Annotated in this window: 18 protein-coding genes; 8 read left to right on the forward strand and 10 right to left on the reverse strand. The window is 61.5% G+C overall.

What is annotated here, in order from left to right; translation table 11 throughout:
* Positions 1–133: 133 nt before the first annotated feature.
* The 4 genes from VGU25_07475 to VGU25_07490 all read right to left on the reverse strand — a co-directional run bounded on the left by VGU25_07475 (position 134) and on the right by VGU25_07490 (position 5,440).
* Positions 134–751 carry an NADH-quinone oxidoreductase subunit B family protein gene (locus VGU25_07475; GenBank protein HEV2577035.1) on the reverse strand — a complete coding sequence of 206 codons (618 nt, stop codon included), beginning with the start codon at positions 749–751 and terminating at the stop codon, positions 134–136.
* Between the two features lie 153 nt (positions 752–904).
* Positions 905–3,460, reverse strand: coding sequence for an HD domain-containing protein (locus VGU25_07480; protein HEV2577036.1), 2,556 nt, complete (start codon positions 3,458–3,460; stop codon positions 905–907).
* A 195-nt stretch (positions 3,461–3,655) separates the two neighbouring features.
* Positions 3,656–3,994 (reverse strand): P-II family nitrogen regulator, encoded by a 339-nt coding sequence (locus VGU25_07485; protein ID HEV2577037.1) that lies wholly within the window; start codon positions 3,992–3,994, stop codon positions 3,656–3,658.
* A gap of 51 nt (positions 3,995–4,045) precedes the next feature.
* The gene (locus VGU25_07490; protein HEV2577038.1) at positions 4,046–5,440 is read right to left on the reverse strand and encodes an ammonium transporter; all 1,395 of its coding nucleotides are present in this window, start codon (positions 5,438–5,440) and stop codon (positions 4,046–4,048) included.
* A gap of 214 nt (positions 5,441–5,654) precedes the next feature.
* Between VGU25_07490 and VGU25_07495 the strand changes: the two genes are divergently transcribed.
* The 6 genes from VGU25_07495 (at position 5,655) to VGU25_07520 (ending at position 12,030) form a co-directional block, all read left to right on the forward strand.
* Positions 5,655–6,029: a cupin domain-containing protein gene (locus tag VGU25_07495; GenBank protein ID HEV2577039.1), complete on the forward strand. Its 375-nt coding sequence runs from the start codon at positions 5,655–5,657 to the stop codon at positions 6,027–6,029.
* A 44-nt stretch (positions 6,030–6,073) separates the two neighbouring features.
* Positions 6,074–6,979: an SDR family oxidoreductase gene (locus tag VGU25_07500; protein HEV2577040.1), complete on the forward strand. Its 906-nt coding sequence runs from the start codon at positions 6,074–6,076 to the stop codon at positions 6,977–6,979.
* A gap of 63 nt (positions 6,980–7,042) precedes the next feature.
* Entirely contained in the window at positions 7,043–8,161 is a 1,119-nt protein-coding gene (locus tag VGU25_07505; protein ID HEV2577041.1) for an acyltransferase, read from the forward strand.
* A 97-nt stretch (positions 8,162–8,258) separates the two neighbouring features.
* The gene (locus VGU25_07510; protein HEV2577042.1) at positions 8,259–10,034 is read left to right on the forward strand and encodes a hypothetical protein; all 1,776 of its coding nucleotides are present in this window, start codon (positions 8,259–8,261) and stop codon (positions 10,032–10,034) included.
* 8 nt (positions 10,035–10,042) lie between these two features.
* On the forward strand, positions 10,043–11,296 hold the full coding sequence (locus VGU25_07515; GenBank protein HEV2577043.1) for a glycosyltransferase family 87 protein: 1,254 nt from the start codon (positions 10,043–10,045) through the stop codon (positions 11,294–11,296).
* A 143-nt stretch (positions 11,297–11,439) separates the two neighbouring features.
* Positions 11,440–12,030, forward strand: coding sequence for a D-sedoheptulose 7-phosphate isomerase (locus tag VGU25_07520; protein HEV2577044.1), 591 nt, complete (start codon positions 11,440–11,442; stop codon positions 12,028–12,030).
* Here the strand turns inward: VGU25_07520 and VGU25_07525 are convergent.
* Both VGU25_07525 and VGU25_07530 read right to left on the reverse strand, forming a co-directional pair.
* Positions 12,027–13,598 (reverse strand): HAMP domain-containing sensor histidine kinase, encoded by a 1,572-nt coding sequence (locus tag VGU25_07525; GenBank protein ID HEV2577045.1) that lies wholly within the window; start codon positions 13,596–13,598, stop codon positions 12,027–12,029. The two genes, VGU25_07520 and VGU25_07525, sit on opposite strands and share 4 nt — an antisense overlap.
* On the reverse strand, positions 13,579–14,253 hold the full coding sequence (locus VGU25_07530) for a response regulator transcription factor (GenBank protein ID HEV2577046.1): 675 nt from the start codon (positions 14,251–14,253) through the stop codon (positions 13,579–13,581). Before VGU25_07530 ends, VGU25_07525 begins: the two co-directional genes overlap by 20 nt.
* Positions 14,254–14,459: 206 nt before the next feature.
* On the opposite strand from VGU25_07530, the gene VGU25_07535 reads away from it, so the two are divergent.
* Entirely contained in the window at positions 14,460–15,203 is a 744-nt protein-coding gene (locus tag VGU25_07535) for a hypothetical protein (protein HEV2577047.1), read from the forward strand.
* Positions 15,204–15,218: 15 nt separating this feature from the next.
* A complete protein-coding gene (locus tag VGU25_07540) occupies positions 15,219–15,758 on the forward strand; it encodes a hypothetical protein (GenBank protein ID HEV2577048.1) in 540 nt (179 codons plus the stop codon).
* On the opposite strand, the gene VGU25_07545 is transcribed toward VGU25_07540, so the two are convergent.
* From VGU25_07545 to VGU25_07560, 4 genes are all read right to left on the reverse strand, one after another.
* Positions 15,759–18,608 carry a M48 family metalloprotease gene (locus VGU25_07545; GenBank protein ID HEV2577049.1) on the reverse strand — a complete coding sequence of 950 codons (2,850 nt, stop codon included), beginning with the start codon at positions 18,606–18,608 and terminating at the stop codon, positions 15,759–15,761.
* Positions 18,609–18,697: 89 nt separating this feature from the next.
* Positions 18,698–20,866, reverse strand: coding sequence for a glycogen debranching protein GlgX (glgX, locus tag VGU25_07550; GenBank protein ID HEV2577050.1), 2,169 nt, complete (start codon positions 20,864–20,866; stop codon positions 18,698–18,700).
* 117 nt (positions 20,867–20,983) lie between these two features.
* Complete coding sequence (locus VGU25_07555) at positions 20,984–23,281, reverse strand: Ig-like domain repeat protein (protein HEV2577051.1); 2,298 nt, start codon at positions 23,279–23,281, stop codon at positions 20,984–20,986.
* A gap of 162 nt (positions 23,282–23,443) precedes the next feature.
* The gene (locus VGU25_07560; protein HEV2577052.1) at positions 23,444–24,577 is read right to left on the reverse strand and encodes an SIS domain-containing protein; all 1,134 of its coding nucleotides are present in this window, start codon (positions 24,575–24,577) and stop codon (positions 23,444–23,446) included.
* Positions 24,578–24,607: the final 30 nt, after the last annotated feature.

The following is a 24,607-nucleotide window of genomic DNA, read 5'->3' on the forward strand; positions in this document are numbered from 1 at the left end:
ATTCGAAAAAAAGTTTACCGCGTTTGAAGCTTGTGTCGAGGACAAAATTACTGCGTTTCCTACTATCTCACTATGACTTACTGCAGCCTCCAAATTTCTCCAGTTACCAATCAAGCACCTCTTCACGCCATTCTCAGGTGAGATTCAACGTCTCTTTCAGACTTCCGCGCGTCGCCTGAATCTTCTCCTGAAGCAGCGTAATCGCATACAAAAGCTGCTCAGGTCGCGGTGGGCAGCCCGGCACATACACGTCCACCGGAATCACCTGGTTCACGCCTTGCAGCAGCGCATAATTGTTGAAAACTCCGCCCGACGTCGCGCAGGCGCCCATCGAGATCACCCATTTCGGCTCCGGCATCTGCTCATACAGCCGCCGAATCACCGGCGCCATCTTCTGCGACACCCTCCCCGCGATAATCATCAGATCGCTCTGCCGCGGGCTCGGCCGGAACACCTCCGCGCCGAATCGCGCGATGTCATATCGGCTCCCGCCCATCGACATCATCTCAATCGCGCAGCACGCCAACCCAAACGTCATCGGCCAGATCGAATTTTTCCTTACCCAGTTGATCGCCGCGTCCATCGACGCCAGTACCACGCCCTCGGGCTTGTCATCACCCCAGTTCACCTCGGCAATCTTGTCGCGGTTCTTGCCGAAACTCTCCAGATTGCCGAATAAATAACGGTCGTTGCGCTGCGGAACCGCAGTCGGTCTTCCGCTCGTGGTGGTCTGGTTGGGATCACTGCTCATATTGCTCAGTATACGTACTGCCAAAATCAAGGCATTAACGCCTGCCTCTACCACTCCCTGCTTAAAGATTTCGTTGTTGTGATGCGATTGTAGTGCACTGCGTTGTCGAAACAACAGAAAAGAGGGTATCGAAACCCCTGAAAAAACGGTATCTCACCGGGCGTTTTCGTCAATTGCCTCCACCAGCGCGTCGCGCAGTTCCCGCTTCTGTGCCGCAGACAGCCGGTTCCCATTCTGGGTCAGGTAGAAAACGTCGATCGCCGTTTCGCCCTCGGTGTCTACAAGTGCCACCTCAACATTGAACCGCATCTGGCTCAGCGTAACGCTGATCGTCCGCAGCAGCCCCGGCACATCCTGCGCCACTACCTGCATCAGCGTGCTCGCCGCCGAAGCCCCATCGTCGAACTCCACCGCCGTCTCCACCACCACACGCGGGCTCTTGCGCCGCCCGCGCCTGCGACTGCTCAGCATCGCCTCCGCTGAAACCCTGCCCTCCACCACGTCGCGCACTGTCGCCACAAACCGCTCGCGCTCGCTCTCGTTCAGCTCCAGCGTGCGGAACGTATCCTGAAACCGGAAGCTGTCCACCACCACGCCCTCCGCATTCGCGAACGCCTCCGCCGTAACGACATTCATCCCCCACGCTGCCAGCGCCGTCGTGATCGACGCGAACAAACCCGGCCTGTCGCGGCTCACCAGCGTAATCTGGCTCGTTCCAGGCTCGTACTCGAACTCTAACTGCACAGCCTCGCTCTTCAACCGCTGAGCCAGTTGAAACTGCCCATAAATCACCTTCGACGGACGCGTGCGCACGTACCGCTCCGGAAAGCCCTCCACAAAATGTTCCAGCGCCTCACGCTCGCCCGGCTGCGCCCTCGCCAGCAGCCGCGAGATTCGTCCCGCATCCCCGCCGCGCCGCGCATAGCCCGTCCGCGCCGGCTGCACGCGCTCCTGGTCCACGTTGCGGTCCAGCTGGTTCGCCGTCGACATCGACAGCCGCCACAAATTCTCCGCCTTCCACGGTGTCAGCGCATCTGGATGCACCGCGCGAATATCGGCGTACGTAAACAGCGTCAGCATCCACAACGACTCGTGCGTCTGCACCTTCCCCGCAAACGACCTCACCGTCTCCGTATCGAAGATGTCCCTGCGTAGCGCCGACGACATCTCCAGGTGCGTCTCGATCAACTGCAGCACCATCGCCTGGTCGTACGGATCCATCTCCAACCGGTTCAGCACACTCTCCGCCAGCCGCGAGCTCTCCGTCGCGTGATCATCGCCCGCGCGTCCCTTGCCCGTGTCGTGCATCAGCGCTGCCAGATACAGCAGCGCCGGGTTCTCCAGCTCATGAATCATCTTGCCCAGCCGCACTCTCCAGTCCGGCGCACCGGGTGCCGGCGGCTCTTCGAGCTCATGCAGCGTATCGATCAACACAAACGTGTGCTCATCCACCGTGTACCGGTGATATGCATCGCGAATCACCAGCGCATCAATGCCGTGAAACTCCGGCAGGATCAGTTCCAGCACACCCACCGCATGCATCGAGCGCAGCGCCACACCCGCGCGCGACCCGGTCAGAATCTCTGCCAGCCGCGACCACAACGCCTCCCCTTCTTCCAGCCGCGCCGAGAGCACCGGAATCATCGCCTCGATGCGATCCTCGCTCGCCGTGCCCAGTCGAATTCCCGTCCGCGCCACTGCGGCAAACGCCCCCAGCACAACGTCCGGATCCTGCGCCGGATCTCCCTTCGGTCCCGCTGCATCCAGCTCGATCCGGCCATTGTTCACACGGAATCCGGTCTGCGACGCCGGCTTGGAACCATTCAACGGACGAGCGCTCACAACACTCTGCCCCGCAGCTTCCATAACTGTTAGCAGCCGCCGCTCAATCAACCTTGCGTGCCGGAAGTACACACGCATCCAGTACGCCGCATCCACCCGCTGCGGCCTCTCGCGAAGAGGCAAACCAATCCCGCGCTCCGCCGCCCCATCCTGCGCCAGCCAGTCGAGCACGTTGTCATCGCGCTCGTGCCTCCAGTGCAGAAAACAACGCGCCGACGTCAGAAACGCAATCGCGTCCTGAAACTCGTCCTCATCGCTCTCATGGCGCGCGCCCACCAGCTCCGCAACCCAGCTGCAGACATTCGTATCGCGCAGCCCGCCCGGACAGTCCTTGATGTTCGGCTCCAGGTGAAACAGCGTGCCGCCGTATTTTGAATAGCGATCCCGCGTCAGCGTTCCCAGCTCTGCGAGAATCTTTCGCCCATCTCGTCCGCGCCGGTTCGCCTCAAGCTTCCGCTCCAGCGACGCAACCACCTCGGAATCCCCTGTCACGTAGCGCAGGTCCAGCAGCGCCAGCGCAAACTCCGGGTTCGCCGCGTCGAAGTGCTCGCAGTCCTTCGGTGTGCGCGTGGTCAGCGCCACCTGCAGCCCCGAATCCCACAGCGTCTGCGACACGCGCCGGATCGCATCCTTCACCACCGCCGGCTTCGCCGCACACACCAGGAGATCGACATCCGAGTACGGAAACAGATTGCCGCGCCCGTATCCTCCGATCGCTGCAATCGCCACACCGCTGGCCAGCTTCCTGTCCGTGGCAACCTCGCGCGCCCACAACGAGCTCACCACCTCGTCTACCAGCGCCCTGCGCGCCTCCACCGCACCAGGCCCGTCACCATCAGTCTCAAACGCGCGCCTCACCTCCAGCATCCGGCTCTGGTACTCCGATCGCGCAGGCGCGCCGCTCGTGGTCGTTGTCGCCAGTTGCCCTCCCCATGACCCAGGTAAGCCGTCATCCTGAGGCGTAGCTAAAGGACCTCAGTATTTGGATCCGCACAATGCGGGTGCCCCATTCATGCCGACAGCCTTTCGTCGGCATGGGTGGGTTAACACAGCATCCAGTCCTTACAACGCAATCTCCCCACGTTCATCATTCCGAATCCGGATCGCCTCATCAATCCGCGACACAAAAATCTTTCCATCGCCAATCCGTCCCGTACGCGCCGCCGAAATAATCGCCTCGATCGCCCGCTCCTTCATCTCATCCGTGACCACCAGCTCCAGCTTCACCTTCGGCAGCAGGTCCACCGCGTACTCGCGTCCGCGATAGAACTCCGTGTGTCCCTTCTGCCGCCCATGTCCACGCGCCTCGAAGATCGTGATTCCCGAGACCCCAGCCTCAACCAGCGCTTCCTTCACCGCATCCAGCTTTGACGGCTGAATCACCGCCTCAATCTTCTGCATCTCAGCTTCGCCTTTCTCTACTCTCTACCCTCTATCCTCTACACTCTGCCTCTAAGCGGCTTCCCAGTCGTAGCCCTCTTCTCCGTGCTGCGACAGATCCAGCCCCTCGCGTTCAGCATCTTCGCTGACCCGCAGGCCAATCAGCTTATCAACTATGAACAGAATGACCAGCGTGCCCACAATTGACAATCCCCAGGCAATCGCAACGCCAATAGCCTGATTCAGCAACTGTCTCGCATTTCCCGCAAAAAGTCCGTTAATATGCACGGTCGGATTGATGAACGCCCGCGCAAACAGCCCCGTCAGCAGCGCCCCCATCGTCCCGCCCGCTCCATGCACACCAAATGCATCCAGCGAGTCATCGTAGCCGAAGATGTTCTTCACCTTTACCACCATCCAGAAGCAGAACACCCCCGCAATCAGTCCGATCCACAGCGCGCCCATTGGCGTCACAAAGCCCGAAGCCGGCGTAATCGCGACCAGCCCGGCCACCGCGCCCGAGATCCCGCCCAGTGCGCTCGGCTTGCCATTGCGAATCCACTCTGCCGCCAGCCACCCGATCGCCGCCGCCGCGGCGCCAAAGTGCGTATTCACGAACGCACTCGTCGCCAAACTGCTCGCCGCCAGCGCCGACCCTGCATTGAACCCAAACCATCCCACCCACAGCAAACACGCGCCGATAAAGCTCAGCACCACCGAGTGCGGCGGCATCGGCCGCTGCGGATACCCCAGTCGCTTGCCCAAGTAGATCGCGGTCACCAGCGCGCTCACACCGCTCGTCACATGCACCACCGTTCCACCCGCGAAGTCCAGGCACGGAATCTTGCCGCCTGTTGCGTTCAGGAACCCGCCCGCGCCCCAAACCATGTGCGCCATTGGGCTGTACACAATGACTGCCCACAGCACCATGAACACCAGCATCGCCGAAAACTTCATCCGCTCCGCAAACGCGCCCGTAATCAGCGCCGGCGTGATGATGGCAAACATCAGCTGGTACACCATGAAGGTCTGCTCCGGAATCGTCGCCGCATAGCTCGGATTCGGCGCCAGCCCCACGCCCCTCAGAAACACGTGCTGAAATCCGCCGATAAATGCATTCCCTGTGCCGAACGCCAGCGAGTACTCCACAAACGCCCAAAGCACCGTCACAACCGCCATCATCGCGAACGTCTGCATCATCGTTCCGAGTACGTTCTTCTTCCGCACCAGTCCGCCGTAGAACAGCGCCAGCCCCGGCCCGCTCATCATCAGCACCAGCGCCGCGCTCACCAGCATCCAGGCGTTGTCGCCGGCCGACTGCGCCTGCGCAATCGCCGCCGTGTTCGCCGCCGCACTCTTCTCCAGCGCCGCAATCCGGTCCGTCGAAGCCGTCGCATTCGTCTGCGCAAAACACGCGCCCGCACTCAGGAGCACGCCTAGCAGCATTCCCGCTACCGCCACCATCATCACAAACCGCTTCCGCCCGAATGCTGCAAACCAGCGCATGCTCTCCTACCCCTCCAGCCAACGTGTGCAGATACACCTCAGGCCCGGCGCCCGAAGGCACAGCCCGATTCAAAATAGCCCCGCCACGTCGCGGTGGCCGAACCCTCACTTGTTATCCAATTGGCTCTACTTTACAACGCATTTACTCGTGCTCCAACACTTGTAAACTCGCTCTATGAGCGAACGCCCCATCCACATCGCCTGGAGCTCCATCCCACCCGAGCAGCTCAACCCTCTTCTCTCGCGCCAGTTCGTCACCGGCTCCCAGGCCATGCTCTCGCGCATTCAGCTCGCCAAAGGCTGCATCGTCCCGCGCCACGTCCACGCCAACGAGCAGATCGCCTTCATCCTCTCCGGCGCGCTCCGCTTCTCGCTCGGCGACGAATCCTCCGCGGAAGACATCATCGTCCGCGCCGGCGAAGTCCTCGTCATCCCTGGCAACATTCCGCACCTCGCCGAGGCCCTCGAAGACACCGACAACCTCGACATCTTCGCCCCGCCCCGCCAGGACTGGATCTCCGGCAACGACGCCTACCTCCGCAGCAAATAGTGCCTTTCCTAACTCCTCACCCCAACTCGCTAACTCAGGAATCTATGTCCGACCGCATCCTCGTCCTCGGAGCCTCCGGCCAGCTCGGCGCCGCGCTCTGCCGCCAGCTCGGCCCCTCTGCCATCCCCGCCGCGCGCCGTCCTGCCTCGCCCAACTGGATCACCCTCGACCTCAACACCCTCGTCGAATCCCCTGACGAACTGGTCTCTACCCAAAAACTCACCGCCATCATCTGCTCCGCCGGCGCCACCGACGTCGAGCGCTGCGAGTCTGACCACGCCTGGGCCGACGCCGCCAACCACCTCGGCCCGCTCGCCCTCGCCCGCGCCGCCGCGCACGCCAGGATTCCCTTCGTCTTCTACTCCACCGATTACGTCTTCCCCGGCACGCCCGAAAATCCCGGCCCCTACACCGAAGACGCCCCCACGCACCCGCTTTCCGTCTACGGCGGCACCAAGCGCGAGGGCGAAGTCGAAATCCTCAAAGAAAACCCCGCCGCCCTCGTCCTCCGCACCACCACCGTCTACGGCCCCGATCCCCAGGGCAAAAACTTCCTCTACACCCTCCGCCGCCTCCTCACCTCCGGCCAAACCATGCGCGTCCCCACCGACCAGCTCGCCACGCCCACCTACAACGAGGACCTCGCCACCGCCACGCTCGCCCTCCTTCGCGGCGGTTACACCGGCCTCTTCCACGCCGCCGGCCCCGAGATGCTCGCGCGCATCGACTTCGCCCGCCTCGCCTGCCGAATCCTCTCGCTCGACGCCTCGCTCCTCATCCCCCTCACCACGCCGGAGCTCAACCAGCGTGCCGCCCGCCCCCTAATCGCCGGCCTCGACTCCACCCTCCTCACCACCACCCTCGGCCGCCAGTTCTTCCGCACCCCGGAGCAGGGCATCCTTGATTGGAAATCAGCCTTGGCAAACGACCCTCCAGCCCTGAAACCCTAGAGACGCAAGCGATTACCTAAGTTTTCTTGGCACGACGCTCGCCAGTCGATAGGCTGGCGCGCGATGCATTCCTCAAGGGAATCCAACCGCATCCGCACGCTGGATGGCTGGCGAGGTATCGCCATCCTGTTGGTTGTCGCCGGACACGCGGCCTTTTCCACCCGGTTCGAGAATCTCTTCCTCGCCCACCAGGCCTGGACTGCCGTCGACATTTTCTTCGTCATCAGCGGCTACATCATCACCGCCGGCCTTTTGCTGGAGGGTGCCGAACTCAACCTGCCCGCCTTCTACGCCCGCCGCGCCCTCCGAATTCTCCCGCCCGTCATTCTGTACCTCGCACTCGTTGCACTCTTCGCAGCCATCGGGCTCATCAACGATGTAACCCCGTCCGATCTGGCAGGCTCGCTCTTCTTTTTTCGCAACTACCAGATCGCGCATCACCCCACCGGCGTCTACACCGGACATTTCTGGTCGCTTGCCATCGAAGAGCACTTCTATCTGCTGTGGCCCGCCCTGCTTGCTTTCTTTCGCTCGCGCCGAGCCCTGTATGTCGCCGCAACCGGCGCCATCTTGTGCGCACTGTGGCGGCATCACTGCATCGCGACCGCCGACCCCGTCAGATCGCTCTACTTCGTTGTCATCCGAACCGACTGTCGCCTCGACGGCCTTCTCATCGGCTGCTGCCTGGCCATTCTCACCAGCGACCCATCCGTCCAATCATGGATTCGCCGCAACGTCCCCAAAGAAACCCCTCTCCTCTGCGGATTTCCCGCCATCCTGCTCCTCAGTGCATACTCCGGCCTGCCCTCCATCTGGTTCTATCTGCTCGTCGCCATCGCTATCGGCTCCACGCTCTTCGTGCACGAGGGCCTTGTCTACAAGTGGCTGAACCTCCCGGCTCTCGCCTGGATCGGCCGTATCTCCTACGGCGTCTATGTCTATCAGGAAATCTTCCTGATGCATCCGCTGCACGCCCAGCACCTTCCACGCTGGCAGATCTTCCCACTCAACCTCGTCCTGCTATTTCTTCTCGCAACCGCCTCGTACTACTTCCTTGAGCGGCCTATCTCGCGAATCGCGCACCGACGCTTCGCCGCCTCGCGCCCCAACGCAGCTTTAGTAACTGTTCGAGACCAGGGAATTACGTATTCTGAGCTTTCAAATCCGCCACTGCTCGATTAAGCTGACGCAAACCCTCCGTTGGATTTGCGATGTCCTCTATGATCGCGCCCGAGCACCATCGCGAAGATCCAGCACTGAGGGGCAAGGAGCGAACACTGTGGCATCTCAGGCCTGCAGTCCTCCAATTCAGCCAGTTCAAACGGGCAATCGGCTCGGCGTCGCCGCACTAGCATTGGCTATTGGAGCACTCGCGGCAATCGGCGTCTTTCTCCTACCGTTCTCGTTTCCTCCCTCGCATCCCAGCTTGTCCGCCGCATATACCGCCGGTTTTAACAATAGAGTCGCTGCCGTAGCAGCAGTTCTTGTCGGAGTTCTAAGCTTCGCCCTGGCATGGAAATTCGACCTGTTTCCCAGCCGCGCTGAAGATCCCGATCGAGAATCAACGCCGAAATGGGTAGTTATAAGTTGCGTGGCAGCCTCCGCCGCGTTCACAGTCGCGGTCGGCTACCTTCTTTGTAAGGTTGAGCTGGCATCAGTCGACAACCGATTATTTCTGGAATGCATGGATGATGTAGCCAGATATCATCAGCGTCTCTATGGAGATTTCTCTTTCGTTTATGGGCCGCTACCCCTGTATTTCCCGTTGTTTGTGTATTGGCTCTTGCGGCCCGTTCACATCGGGATAGAAGGCTCCTACTACGTTGCCTTGACGGCTACACACGTCTTTGGCCTGGTAATCGCATGGCTCACACTGGAAGTTCTCCCACTGGGCAGGAAAACCAAATCGATCACCCTTTGCATGCTCGCCATTCTGTCAATGTGCCCGGTGATGGGATTGAATTACACACTCATTCGCTTCCTGGCTCCCTTCTCTACGCTCCTATTTGCTTCGCGGATAAAGAATCCATCCCTCGTTGCATTGGCATTCTTCTTGGGCGAGGCCCTGCAACTCGGTATCTCATCTGAGGTGGGCTTCGCGTTTGCTGCTGGAGCCTGCTTCTATGCGAACTGCATGATTGCCAAACACGGCCCTGCTTGGATTCCCGCTCTCGTCGCTCCGCTGCTGGCAGGGGTCGCATTTCTTTTCCTCGCAGGTCCCCATTACCTCGAGTCAATGCGGAAGTATTCCCATGGCGACTACAACCTCATCGTTGAGCCGCTGGGCTACATCATTCTCTTCTTGATCGCAACATTGTGGCTAGTCCCGCGCATGCTGGCAGGCGCATTCCGGCAGCGACGGCCGGAGGCCGTGCTGCTTGCAAGTTTGTTCGTGGTCTCGCTCGGATTTGTACCGCCTGCCTTCGGTCTCTGCGATCCGCTCCATGTCTTCTTCAATGGCGCGGGAATTTTCGTCCTTGCATCGGTAGCGATCGGTGGATACTCCCGGCGCATCCGTCAATTATGGTTCTTTTGTTTTGCCTGTTCTTTGATGTGGATGCAGTTTGTAAATTTTATGCTTCGCCCTGATGTAAAGCAGGCAGTGGGATTTGCCCCCGGGGCGTCCGAACAGAAAAACTGGATCGACGTCGCTAAGCTTGAGTCGATAGTCGGAGATGCAAAAATTTCCGTGCCATTTTGGGTACCGCTCGGCGTCGAAAACGAGTTGAAGCGAAGCGGCCATTTCTTACCAGATCGCGAAAGCTTTAATCTGCTCGTAACAAATCCGGATGCGGAAAAAGCGCGAATGGCCCGTATGGACCGCGCTCAATGGGCCCTGATCCCTGCGAAGGATTTTCTAATCAAAGAAACCGTATCGAACACATCCCGGATACTTGGGATTGGCTACAACTTTTATCCGATTCGCCGCCAACCATACGTGTATGGCGCAATTCTGCTCAACGAACTCCAAACGCATTGGACCCCCGTGGCCTCGGTCGGGGACTGGATTGTCTATCGCCAGAACGCCCAAAAGGGTCAATCCTTCGACCCGTGAGAATGCCCGTGAGTTCGGCCCAGCCCAACGCCTTGAAGGCATCCCCACCCTCTCGCCCGACACCTGGCGCCATCATCCTCTTCCTCGTCTTCTCCTTCATCACCCTCACCATCGGCATCATGGCCCTGCCGCGCGCTGGCCGTCTCTATGACTTCCGCGCCTTCTACGGCGCCGGCTGGCTTCTCCTCCACAACCCGCACCAACTCTTTAGCCTCTCCCTCCAGGAGACCGTCCAGAACGCCATCGTCTGTCCCATGTGGCGCGGCGTTCCCTTCTACCACCCGGCGTATGAGGCCCTCCTCTATGCGCCTCTCACTCTGCTCTCCTATCGCCACGCCTACATCGTCTTCGCCGTACTCAATCTGCTTCTGCTCGCCCTCTGCTACACGCTCGCGCCTCGGTCCGCCGACCCGCGCATCGCCAGAATCCCGCGCCCGCTCCTCTTCTCCCTCTGCTTCCCTGCCTTCATGGGCATCGCCGAAGGTCAGGACTCGATCGTCTTCTTCCTCCTCATTTGCCTTCTCTGGCGAGCGCTCGCCTCCACGCGCGACCGCACCGCGGGCATACTGCTCGCGCTCGCCCTTTTCAAGGTCCAAATCGCTCTCGCGCTGCTCGTCTTCCTCGCGATCTACCTGCCCACACCCCGTCGAGTCCGCCTGCTTCTCTCCTTCCTTCCTTCCGCCGCCGCGGTCGCGCTCACCTGCCTCCTCATCACCGGTTCGCGCGGCATGGCAGCGTGGTTCCGTCTCATCGCCTCATCCTCCGTCGCCTCTCACCTGGACCACCACGCGCAATCCATCATCGCGGTCTACCCCAGGGCCATGCCGACGCTGAACGGCCTGCTCTACGTTTGCGGCGCACGCCTGCTTCCAGCACGCGCCTCTCTAGCGCTCGATCTCCTTCTGTCCGCCATCGTCTTTGCGCTCGCGGTCTATCTCTGCCGCACCGCCAGCAGCCTCGCCGTCGCCTTCTGCGCCACGCTCGCCGCCGCGATCCTCCTCGCCCCCCACCTCTTTCTCTACGACTACGTTTTGCTCCTCCTCCCTATCCTCCTGCTCACGCAACCTCATCAGCCACTCCTGACCGCGCTCTTCTACGTCCTCAACTACGCTCTTTTCGCCATCGGAGGAATCGATTGGTTCGCGTTCATGGCTCTAGTTCCGGTCGCCTTTCTCACCTCACTCCTCCTCACAGAACGTTCTCACCGCCTCCACCATCCCGTTCCGGAAAAAGTGACCCCCCACCCGTTAACTGCCCTGTAATCAAGATTTTGCCTATAAGCTGTTTGTTTTCAATATTTTGACAAGGAGGCGTTATACAAAACCTTTGCAATCAGTATTTTGCGCAAAAACCCGGGGGGAGGGGTACCCGTCACCGCAAAAATGTATCCTCAGATGCAGCACTTATGCTCGACATCGTTCGCCGCCAGCTCCAGCAATCCCTCGACACGCTGACCAGGGTCCTCCACGACGAATCGGTCCACAAGTCCGTCCTTGAAGCCGCGCGCGTCACCGCCGAGGCCATGAAGAATGGCCACAAGCTTCTCGTCTGCGGCAACGGCGGCAGCGCCGCCGACACTCAGCACGTCGTCGCCGAGCTCGTCGTCCGCCTCACCGTTGACCGTCCCGCGCTTCGCGCCATCGCCCTCACCACCGACAGCTCCATCTTCACCGCCATCGGCAACGACTACGGCTTCGAGCACATCTTCTCCCGCCAGGTCGAAGCTCTCGGCCAGCCCGGCGATGTCCTGCTCGCCATCTCCACCTCGGGCAACTCCCCCAACTGCATCCGCGCCCTCGAGACGGCCCGCTCCATTGGCCTCACCACCGTCGCCTTCACCGGCTGCTCCGGCGGCAAGATGGCCCCCCTCGCCGGCATCAACGTCATCGTCCCCTGCAACGTCACCATGAACATCCAGGAGTCGCAGCTCGCCCTGGAGCACATCTTCTGCATGCTCGTCGAGCGCTGCTACTTCGGTCCTGACTTCGTCGGCTAGTCCGCGCTCACCACAGCCTCTGTACTGACCGCGCGCGCCGCCAGCGGCAGCTGCACGATCAGTCGCGCGCCGCCACCTTCATGGTTCTCCGCCCGAACCGATCCTCCGTGTGCCCCCGCCACCGCCTGCACAAACGCCAACCCCAGCCCATACCCCCGCGACGCGCTCCCCCTCACCCCCTGCTTGAACAGCTCGCTCTCAATCTCCGGCGAGAACCCCGGCCCGTCATCCTCCACCACAATTTCTGCAAACTCCCCCGCCGCACGCAGCGCAATCGATACCGTCCGCGAAGGCGGCAGATGTTTCATCTCGTTGTCCAGCAGATTCGCCACCATCCGGTGCACCAGCGCAGCGTCAGCCATTACCTCCAGCGGCTGCCCTGCGGAAAACTCCAGCCGCAGTCCCCTGTCGCTCATGCACGGCCGGTACAGCTCAATCATCCCGTCAAGCAACTGCTCAAGGTCGACACGCTCCGCTTCCAGCCGCAGTGCATGCGCCTGCGCCTCCGCCACATCCAGCGACTGATTCAGAATCTCCGTCAGCCGATCAATCTCATTGATCGCGCGCTCAATCGACTCCGCATCCTGCTCCTGCACATCGCGCGTCAGCACAATCTCCAGCCGCGCACGAATCGCCGTCAGCGGGCTGCGAAGATCATGCGCCAGCGAGTTTGTAATCGTGTGCAACTGGTGCACCGACTGCTCAATCCGCTCCAGCATCCGGTTCAGCGTCGAAGACAGTTGCGCAATCTCATCGTTCCATCCGCTCGTGGGCACGCGGCGGCTCAGGTCTGACTCCCCGATATGCGCCGCAACCTCACTGATCCTGCGCACATCGCCCAGCATCCGCCGCGTGGTGTAGAAGATGATCGCAAACCCCAGCAGCACACACAGCGCCCACAGCTTCATGAAGTGCTCGCGCATCTGGTGCAGCACGTGCAACTCATCCCGCTCGGAGAGCCCAAGGTAGACATGACTGCCGTCCGGGATCACCACCTCGGCCACGCGAAATGGAACCTTTATGTCCGCCACGTGCAGATCGAACGGCGTATCCGGCTGCGCATTCACACCGCGGATAGCGTTCAGATACGGCCTGCCATCTCCATCACCGGCCCACAGCACCGGCGCACCGTCAGCCCCGGTTTGCAGAAAGAACACCGGAGCCGTCTGCAGCTCGCCGGGACGCGGCGGTCGATTTGGAACTTCACGGCTAGCGAGCTCCGCCATCTCGCCTACCACTCGGCCATACAGCGCGTTCTTCGGAGTGCGCTCCGCCACATCGCTCAGCGTCTCCACCTCGCCGGAGATCCATGCGTCGGTCCTTCGCTGAATATCCTTCGCCACAAACGAGTGCAGCGACATGAAGATGATTAGCGTGCCGCACGCAAACGCAACCGTTCCCCACAGCGAGATCCGCCAGGCCGCGCTGTGAACGCGTGAGGATTTTCCCTGAGGCTGCAACCCGGAGCCGGCATCGTTCGGGCCGTTTTCCAGCGAAGAAAACGGCTTCGCGTTCTTCCTCGAAGGGCGAGGTGTCAGGGAAAATCCTTTACCGGTCGCGGAGGACATACCCCACACCTCGCAGCGTGCGGATCAGCGGCGGCAATCCCTCGGCGTCTACCTTGCCGCGCAGACGATAGATATGCACATCCACCACATTCGTCGCCGGCTGAATCCGCATGCCCCACACCTTATCCAAAATCATCGATCGCGTCACCACTCGCCCCGGATTGCGGCACAGATATTCCAGCAGCGTGAACTCCTGCGGCGTGAGGTTCAGCACCCGCTCACCGCGGATCGCCTCGCGTCGCAGCAAGTCCAGCTCGAGGTCCAGCACACGCAGCCGCGTAGCCTCCGTCGCAGGCAAGTTGCGCTTCAGCAGATTGCGCAACCTGGCCATCAATTCCGCCAGCGCAAACGGCTTCGTCAGGTAGTCGTCGCCGCCTTGCTCCAATCCGAGCACGCGGTCATCCACAGTCCGCCGCGCCGACAGAATCATCACCGGCGCATTCACTCCCATCTGACGCAGACGCATGATCAACGCCATGCCATCCTGATCCGGCAGGCCCAGGTCCACGATCAGCGCATCGTGGCGGCTCTCCATCGCCAGGCGCTCGGCTGTCTTTGCGTCACCGGCCGCATCCACGTGATAGCCCGCTTCTGTCAACGCGTTGCGCAGGAACGTCTGTATTTCGAGATCGTCTTCCACTAACAACAACTGCATGTCGCGATGTTAGTGCATCTCGTCGCGTGCTTGAACAATCCAACGGCACGCGTGCAAATTTCAGCGCATGAAAGATGAACATCGCGTCATTTGTACGTTTTTCGCAGGTCATCTCTAACCCTTATAACCAGGTACACGTGGCGCACACATCCGCGTCTCACCCATCGAGGCCCCACCGCATGCTGCTCTCCCGGCTCCGTCGCACCTTGTCCTTGTCCCTTGTTGCGGTTCTCGGATTCTTCGCTTCCGCACACCTCGCGCCGGCGCAGACCTACTCCAGTTCTGACACGACCCAGATCAGCAGCGCGGCGTTGCCCGATGCGCCCTCCGCAATCCAGGCGCAGGAGCAGCAACAACAACAGCAACAGCCCACATCGCAGCAGCCGCAGCAACAGCCACCGGCGCAGAATCCCGCCGCGCCCTCGCTTAGCGACCTCGGCCTATCGCCCGCGCAGACTGCGCCCGACCCCGCTCTGCAGGCGCGCCTCGACCGCCATACGCAGATGCTGAAGATTCACCAGAAGCTCGGCCTGCTTACGCTGATCCCGATGGCTGCCGCCGTCATCAGCTCCGGCGGAGCGACAGCCGGACACAACGGCGCGCCCGGCACTACAACCACCGGCGGCGGCCCCACCACCAGCCGCGACCTGCACGCCGCGCTCGGCGGCCTCACCGTCGCCATGTACGGAACAACAGCCTACTTCGCGATCGCCGCGCCGAAGATCCCCGAAGGCCATGTCAAAGGCGGCATCAAGGTGCACAAGTACCTCGTCTGGATTCACGGCCCCGGCATGGTTCTCACGCCCATCCTCGGAGCCATGGCCTTCAACCAGCTCAACAACGGCGAGAAGGTGCACGGTATCGCCTCCGCACACGCCGCGGTCGCCTGGACCACAGTCATCTCGTACAGCGCAGCGATCGTCGCTGTCTCCTGGCCCATCAAGCTCTAACCCTCAAAGGTGTTCATGAAGCTCGTTCGTCTCGCTGCTCTCTTTTTGCTGTCCCCACTCGCGCTGGCACAATCGCCGCAAACCTTCGTCCTCACTCAGTCTTCGCTTACGTATCACATGGTCCACCCGGTCCATACGGTGGACGGCACAAGCCACGCCGCGCGCGGCAAGGGTGTCTGCGGCAACGGCGTGTGCGACTTCCTCGTCGCCGCGCCTGTGAAGTCTTTCGACTCCGGTGACACCAACCGTGACGAGCACATGATCCAGGTCACACGCGGCGCCGAGTTCCCCATAGTCACGGTGCGCTTCCGCATTCCCGAGTCCGCCATCAATTCGGCCACGCTTGATTGCGATCTCGAGGTCAACTTCGCCGGCAACACCGCGCACTACACGCACGTGCCGTTTCAGCAGACGATCCAGGGCAACACGCACCACATCACCGGCAGCGTTCCGGCCACACTCACCGACTTCAAAATCCCGGCGCCGTCGTTCCTCACCGTGCCCATCAAGAACGAGATCCCGGTCAAAGTCGATACCACCTGGCAGCGGCAGTAATTACTTCGCGCTGGCCACTGACATTGGTGGCGTCGATCGAATAGGCACCATGCGCACGACCTGGTCCGCGCCCAACAACGCTACCTTTGAGCCGGAGTCTACAAAGGCCGCGAAGCGCAGTGGCGTGCCCATCTCCGCATGAGCCAGTTCCTTGCCCGACGCGTCGTATACCACGGCCTCGTCCTCGCGATTTCGCAGGCAAATCCGGCCCGTTGCGACGTCCTCGCCCAGCATCGCACCGTACATCTGCCGAACCAGCCGTCCATCCTTCAGCGAGTACACCTGTGTGCGGTTATCCTCGGTTGACGCATACAGCAGGTCGCCCACGCGATTCAATCCATTCGTGCCCGCGTAGGCCTTTGAAAGCTCCATCACCACGCTCGCCGTCGTCTTCCCTGTTCCCGCGTCCACAACCTCGATCAGACGCCCATCATCTTTCTTCTTCACGGCCGCGGCCTCGGCGGTCAGTGTCGCATCGCCTTTCACCTGCGCCTTCGCATAGCTCGAGTTCAGATGGAAGCTGAACAGCAGGTCCTTCCATCCATAGCTCGCTGTGTAGTAAGGCCTGCCTTCACTGAACGTGCGACGCCACAGCTCCGAGCCATCGTTCGGCCGATGCACGATCAGGTCCTGCGCATGCCTGCCGGCGTCCTTGGCATCTTTCCACTCGTCCAGCATCCCGTAGTCGACGGTCATGTCGCCGAGGGCATACTTCACCGGGCCCGCGTGCATGGTCTTCATCGAAGCGTCCACCAGCATCGCGTCCTGCTTCTCACGCTTGGGAAACTCCATCATCAGGTCATCGCCATTCCACGCCGCGTGAAAACCGCGCAGGTACAACATTCGCTTGCCCGTGCGCAGGTTCCACAGGCCGCCGCGCGTGCGCGTCGACATCGCCAGGTACTGTCCGTCCGGCGAGAGCGCGACAGAGTACAGCCGCGCCAATTGGCTCTCCGGCGGCTGCACGGTCGCAATGCCGTTCAGCTTGTCCACATCGATCTTCGCCAGAACAACGTGGCCGTCCCTGTTCTCTGAGGCCAGCATGCCGCCCCAGACATCCAGCGCCTCGCTCTCAGAGCCGAGCATGACGCGGCCGGCGTCGACATTGCTCAGCGATATCTGGAAGTCCTTGTAGCCATCGGACAGGACATACGAACTGCCGTCCATCGCTGAAACCGCCTTCAGCTTCGAGAACGGGAGATCTACCTTCTTCAACTGTTTCCCTTCAGGAAAGCTGTAGATGCCCGAATTTTTCGGGTCAGCGCGGTTCACTCCGGCGATGCGGTCGTTGCCTAAAAACGCATACGCTCCGGTGGCCTTGTTCATCAGCGCTCCGCCGAGCCTTACCGGCGTGCGCGTGCGCAGATCGAACGCAACCTTGCTGTCGTCCGGCCCGATCAACAAATAATTTCCATCGGGGGAAAAGCTCGACGGCACAAAGTCACCGGCTACCTCGCTGCCATCGGTGAAGTACATCAGGAACGCAAAGAAAAGGCTCGGCTGGAAGAAGTTGTTCTTCTGCCATACGACGTTGCCGCTCTCGGAATCCAGCAGCGACAGGTCCATCCAGTAGCTCTCGGGGTTGAGCGCCAGGCACACGATCGTGCGACCGTCCGGCGAGAGCTTCGTCTGCACGCACGGGTTCTTCGTCAGCGGCTCATGCACCTGCATCATCTTCTGCTGCGCGATGCTCCACTCCTCCGTGTGCAGGCCGTGGGTCGTAAACACCACGCGCTTTGAGTCCGGGCTGAACTGTGCGGCCAGCGCGTTCGGCGCGTCAATCTTGAAGTCCACCTTCAGCGGGTCGCGATCCATCACAAAGATCGTGGACTCGTCCTGGGCCAGCAGCTTCGATCCATCCGGGCTGAATCGCAGCCTGTCGAGGTCCATGCGCAGCGGGGGCGTCAGCGGAATCTCCTGCGCTCCATCGATGTGCGCCGCCTCCACGCCGCGGTTCTCGAGCACACGCTCATGCCATGCCGCGAAGCCGGCCGACTGCACTGCCTGCTGGCCGCCGCAGCCCGATGGAAGCGTGGCGATCAGCTTTTGAATCTTGCCCAGTCGCCGCTCGTTTGGCTTCGAGAAGCCAAAGAAGTTCGACAGCGTCCCGCCGCTCTTGCCCTTCGTGAAGAACATCCGGTCCCAGAACTCCGCGCTCGCCTGCGGCCTGTACCCAGCCGCGGCGATCACGTAGACGCCGATGTGGTCGGCCTCCTCCTGCTTGTCGTCGTCATCGCCCCCGCTGCTGGTGTGCGCTCGCAAGCGTGCATCGTCGAGCTGCTGAAACTTCGCAAAGATATCCGCGCGGTCGCCCACGCTGGTGACGCCCATCAGTTTTTTCAAGTCACGCGTTGTCTCGAACGCAAACTGGTGCGAGGCGATGTGCCCCATCTCATGCCCCAGCACCGACGCCAGCTCGTCGTCGCTCTTCGCCTCGGAGGCGAGCTTGCGAGTGAGATAAATTCTTCCGCCCGCCAGGCTGAAGCCGTTCACCTCCGGCGAGTCGATCAACTGCACATGAAAATGAATATGCGTGTCCGGCAATGTTGCCGCGAGGCGGTCGACAATTCCCTGCAGGTACGCATTCTCGGCCGGGTCGCGGATCAGCCGGAACTCTGATTCCACCTGGTCGGCCATCGCTTCGCCGAGCCATTCCTCCTGCTGCTCGCTGAAGAAGTTCGGGCGCAAATCCGGCGCGACCACCGGCGGCGCCCCGCACCCCACATTTTGCGAAGCAGGCTTCTGTTGAGCGACCGTGCACAGCGGCACACAAAAGACCAGGGCCGGCGCGAAGAGGCGAACCGCGTTTCGAAGCGTCATAAGGAACCGATGGAAGATCGCCGGAAGCATATCATCTGCCTCCGTTTGCGCAACCCTCCAGAATCGCGGTACCTAAGTACTGCTTCGATGCCTCGTTCGCGCGCGATTTCTCTCCGCCGCTACAAAGTCTTCGCCGGACGCTTCTTCGCCGATGGCTGCGGCGTTTCCTCTACCGCATCGCAGTAGACGCGTACCGATCGGCCGCCGAGGATCACCTTGTCGTGAACGTCGGCCCTGCAGAACGGATCGTCGACGTTCTCCGTGTCGAGAATCATCCGCCACGGGTTCTTGTTCGGCGGCTCCGGCAGTACATACTCGACTCCGCCGTCAGAGGCGTTCACAAGGATAAGGAAGCTGTCGTCAACGACTTGCTCGCCGTCCTCGTCCATCACGCCCAGCGTGCGCCCGTTGAACATCACTCCGATGGACTTGCTCCACGGCTCATTCCAGACCTGATCCGAGATCTCCTGCCCATCCGGGCCATACCAGGCAACGTCGCGTACGACAGATCCGCGGATCGTGCGGTCCTGAAAGAACCGGCGACGGTGAAGGTTAGGATGGTCCTTGCGCAGTTGGATCAGGTTTGCGGTGAACTCGAGTAACCGCTTGCTCTCGTCATCGAACTTCCAGTTGAACCATGTGAGCTCGTTGTCCTGGCAATAGCCGTTATTGTTGCCTTTCTGCGTATGCGCAACTTCATCACCGCCGAGCAGCATGGGGACGCCCTGGCTGAGCATCAGCGTAGCGAGGAAGTTGCGCATCTGCCGCTCACGAAGCATATTAATGTTCGGATCGTCGGTCGGCCCTTCGGCGCCCATGTTCCAACTGTCGTTGTTGTCAGCGCCGTCTTTGTTATCGTCTCCGTTTGCTTCATTGTGCTTGTCGTTGTAGCTGACGAGATCGCAGAGCGTGAAGCCATCGTGCGCGGTAATAAAGTTGATCGACGCCGACGGCGTGCGGCCTTCACCCTGGTACAAGTCGCTCGATCCGGTGAGGCGATACGCGAAGTCGGAGAGCTGCCCGCTGTCGCCCTTCCAGAAGCGGCGAACGTTGTCGCGATACTTACCGTTCCACTCCGCCCACAAGACCGGGAAATTTCCGACCTGGTAGCCGCCTTCTCCAACGTCCCAGGGCTCGGCGATCAGCTTGACGTCAGCGAGCGTCGGATCCTGATGGATGGTATCGAAGAAAGCGCCCAGCTTATTCACGTCGTGCAGCTCGCGCGCGAGCGTTGAGGCAAGGTCAAAGCGGAAGCCGTCGACATGCATCTCGGTGACCCAGTAACGCAGGCTGTCCATCACCATCTTGAGCACCTGCGGGTGATACATGTTCAGCGTGTTGCCCGTGCCCGTGTAGTCCATGTAGAACTCCGGGTTCTCCTGAACGGTGCGGTAGTAGGTGGTGTTATCGATGCCCTTCCAGGAGATCATCGGCCCCATCTGATTGCCTTCGCAGGTGTGGTTGTAAACCACATCGAGAATGACCTCGATTCCCTCCTGATGCAGGCGCTTCACCATGCCCTTGAACTCTGCCACCGGCTGCATGTCCGTGCCGCTGGAGCTGTAACGCGTCATCGGCGCAAAGTATCCAAGCGTGTTGTAGCCCCAGTAATTGCGCAGACCCTTGTCGGCAAGGTTCCCCTCGTCGATGAAGTAATGCACTGGCAGGAGCTCAACCGCTGTAACGCCCAGCTTCTTCAGATAGTTGATGCTCGACTCATGCGCGAGCCCCGCATACGTTCCGCGCAGATTCTTCGGAACATCCGGATTGAGCATCGAGAAGCCGCGGACATTCATCTCGTAAATAATCGAGTCGGCGATCGGCGTCTCTGGCGGGCAATCATTACCCCAATCGAAATGACCGTCGATCACGATGGCCTTGGGAACGCCCGCGGCGCTGTCCTGGTCGTCCTTCTTTTTCGGATCGCCGGACTGGACATCGTAAGGAAAGATCGGCGCCTTCCAATCGATCTCACCGCTGAGTGCTTTTGCATAGGGATCGACAAGCAGCTTTGCGGGGTTGAAACGCAGGCCCTTTTCCGGCTCCCAGGGGCCCTCCACGCGATAGCCGTAGCGCTGCCCGGGCTTGATGTTGCGGATTAAACCGTGCCACACGAACGCCGTACGCTCGCGCAGACGCACGCAATCAGTCTGGTTGCCTTGTTCGTCAAAGAAGCAGACGTGAACGGCAGTCGCCGCTTCCGAATAGAGCGCAAAGTTCGTTCCCTGGAGTGTAGGTGTCGCTCCCAGCGGATAGGGTTTTCCAGGCAAAAGTGTGCGGGTCGGCATAGGCGTGCGCCCTCCGTGAATCAGTTCAACAGGTTTCCCATGAAGAGAATTGGCCGTGTTGCCATGACGATAGATGCCGCCAGCGACGCCGGAAGCTGTCCGGACTCCGCAAGTGCGTTATTCGACCGCGAGCGTGACGTTGGTGGTATGCACTACGACATTGCCGGCGAGGTTGGTCCCGGTAGCCTGCACCACGATCGCGTAGTTGGTCACCGGCAGGACGGATTCAGGCGCTGTGCGGGCCCCGCAGCCTGTGACACCGAAGAGCCCGGCGGCGACAATCAACACCAGAAGGAGCGGAAGAGTTCGCCTGCGTCGTAGAGCGAGCAGGCAGATTGCGAGGCTGGAGGCGAATGCGAAATCCGGCCGAGGGATGGCGCGGTGCGCGGTCGTCGCAGGCGCAACAATTGTCATCGTGACCGGCGCAGTGGAGGCTCCGGGCACAACGGCCGGCGGAGAGAAGCTGATCGTCGCTCCCGCAGGCAACCCCGTGGCGCTGAACGTGACCGCACCTGTGAACGGCGATCCCTGAGAGGCAACCGAAAGCGCGAAGCTGGCAGATGACCCCGCGATCGCCGTTTGTTGCGTGTTCCCGGTCACACCGATCGTGAAGTCCGGCATGGCATTCACGGCCTCGTTGACCGTTGCCGATGTGCTCGCTCGGAAATTTGCGTCGCCCGAGTACGAGACAGAAAGTGTGTGATTGCCTGTTGCAGGGTTGAGCTCCACGACCGATGCCGATCCGTTGATCAGCACCGCCGTCCCAACCACGTTGCTGCCGTCCAGAAATTCCACCGTGCCCGTCGGCGTGCCCGAAGTCGTGGAGGCGACCTGGGCATTCAATTGAATCGGCAACGACGCGTAGGCGGTCGACGGAGGAGCGAAGATCAATTTCGTGGCTGCTGGAACGATCGTGAGAGTTCCAGAGCTTGGCGCGATCGACAGTGTGTAGTTTGAGCTGACCGCGCCGGTGAGCTTCGCCGTGATCGGATAAGTCCCGACCGTAGGCATCCCGGACGAAGCCGCAGTGAACACCACCGAGACATTCGATTCGTCCTGTGGCAGAACTCCCACGAGCGTGCCGTTGAACGCGGGAAGCGGCGCGCCGTAGCTGGCAGTCGCCGCTACAGCCGTAGCGGTCACGGGTGCGGGCGAGATGACGATGGATGATGTTGCGGTGCTTGAAAGATGGAGACCATCGCCGCCATACAGCGCGGTGAGATTGTGGCTGCCGGCGCTCAGGGTCGGCAGCGCCACTGTTGCGCTGCCCTGTGCGAGCGCAGCCGTCGCAACTGGCGTAACGCCGTCGAGGATCTGGACCGAACCCTGCGGCAGCGCAGGACTGCCCGCAGCGGTGATAACAGCCTGCGCGGTGCCGTAGACCGCGTTGGGTGTGGACTGCGCGAGCGTCGTTGTCCGCCCCGACGGCGCGCCCAGCGAGTAGAGCTTGCCGTCGCTGAATACAATCTGCACGCTGTGATTGGCCGCGTCCGCGATGACTGGCCAGCCGAAGTTGGAGACCGCTGCGCCCGCCGGGAGATTCTGCGGTGATGTCAGAGCGATTGAGCCATCAGGCGCGAGACCCTGCAGGCCGCCGCCCGCGACAGTTGTGATCGTTCCGCCAGCTGCGATGCGCCGCAGGCGATGGTTGTTCTCGTCGGCGATAAAGAGGTCGTTTGCGCTGTCGATCGCAAGCCCAGTGGGGCGGTTGAGTTGCGCGGCTGTTGCGGGGCCACTGTCGCCGGAGTTGCCGCCCACGCCGGTACCCGCATAAGTAGAGATAATTCCCGCGGCGCTGATAACCCGCACGCGCTGGTTCGCTGAATCGGCAATGAAAACGCGGCCGTCAGAGGTCGCAACGATGCCGGAGGGTTCGTTGAGCTCGGCTGCTGTGGCCGCGCCGCCGTCGCCCGCGAAGCCTTGCGTGCCATTCCCCGCAATCGTCGCGATCTGCCCGGCACTGATGCGCCGCACACGATCATTGCCTTGGTCGCAGACAAGGAGCGCGCCGGTTGCGTCAATCGCGAGAGCGACGGGATGATTCAGCGACGCGGACGTTGCGAGGCTGCCGTCGCCGCTGTATCCGCGCGCACCGTTGCCTCCAAATGTGGTGATGCTGCCACTCTTCACGGCGCGAATGCGCTGATTGCCGGTGTCGGCGATATACAGCGTGCCATCCGCACCGATGGCAACCGACGACGGAGAGTTCAACTCCGCAGCGCTGGCTGGGCCGCCATCGCCTGAGAATCCCTGCGTGCCGTTCCCTGCGACTGCCGTGATGGCGCCGCCAATAGAAATTTCGAAAACCTGATTACGCGCGCTGTCGGCGATGAACAGATCGCCCGCGGAATCGTATGCGATGCCTGCCGGGCGCAGCAGCGGCGATGAGGCGGTCTGCGCCTGCGCCGACGACATTGCGACAACCGCAAAGCTCAGCGCAGCCCAGACAAACTTCAGCCCTCGAAGCCCGGCGACCAGGAATCCTCCTCTGCGTTTATCGCGGATTCTGGGTCGATCATACCGTCGCACGCGGCCCAGGCAGCAGCCGCGAAAGTGGGATGGCCTGCGCTCCGACGGCTACTCCTGCACAACCGCCTTCACCAGGTTGCGCGGGCGGTCGACGTCGACGCCATTCTCCAGCGCCATGTAGTACGCGAAGAGTTGCAGCGGAATAACTTCCGTAATGGGCAGAAGGTACTCGTTGGCCGGCTCGATCTCGACAAGGTCGGTGGCGACCTCGCGGAGCTTCGCGTCCCCCGTGTTCCCGAGCACGATGGTGCGCGCACCCTGCGCTTTCAGATCGCTCAGAAGCGAGACCGTCTTTTCGTAGCGCAGCACGGACTCGGCGTCCTGCCAGTCAACCGTCGCGAGCGCCACCAGCGGCACTTCATCCGAAACCAGCGCGTTCGGGCCGTGCTTCAACTCGCCGGCCGGATAGCCCTCCGCGTGCATGTAGGACGACTCCTTGAGCTTCAACGCGCCTTCGCGTGCGATCGGATAGTGAATGCCGCGGCCGAGATACAGCAGCGTCTTCGCGGAACTGTAGCGCGATGCGAGGCGCTCGGTCGTCTCACGCCATCCGTCGAGTTGCCGCTCGATCATCGGCGGAATCTCCCATAGCTCGGCAAGCTGGCGCTGCATCTCGTTCGCATCGATCGTGCCGCGCGCATCGGCCGCCTCAAGGCTCAGCAGACGGAGCACAAGAAGCTGCGCGGTGAAGCTCTTGGTCGCGGGAATCGCGCGCTCCACCCCGGCATGCGTCGGCAGGTACAGATCGGCTTCGTTCGCCATCGAAGAGTGCTCTACGTTCGTAACGGCAAGCGTGGGATGTTTGCGCTGCCGGGCTTCGCGGAGCGCGGCCAGCGTATCGGCCGTCTCACCGGACTGCGAGATGACCAGCACAGCGGGGTCGCGCTTCGTATTCGTCGAGCGCGTGATGTACTCGCTGGCGTACTCCACATCCACGGCCAGGCCGGAGGCGTCCTCAAGCATGATCTCGGCAGCCATGCCCGCGTGCCGGCTCGATCCGCTGGCCGCAATCACCAGGTCCTTATGCTTCCGGAAGCACTCGGCCGCATCGGTCAGGCTCTTCATCTGGATGCGGAGCTCGGCCCCGGTGGAGGCGACATACTGCTCCATCGTGCGCGCCAGCGCATCGGGTTGTTCGTAGATCTCGCGAAGCATCGCGTGCGCAAAAGTGCGATCGCTCATCGGTGATGGTCTCCAAAGGCTTCATTGTAG

This window comes from Acidobacteriaceae bacterium (assembly GCA_035944135.1).
In the GTDB taxonomy this organism is placed as follows: domain Bacteria; phylum Acidobacteriota; class Terriglobia; order Terriglobales; family Acidobacteriaceae; genus Granulicella.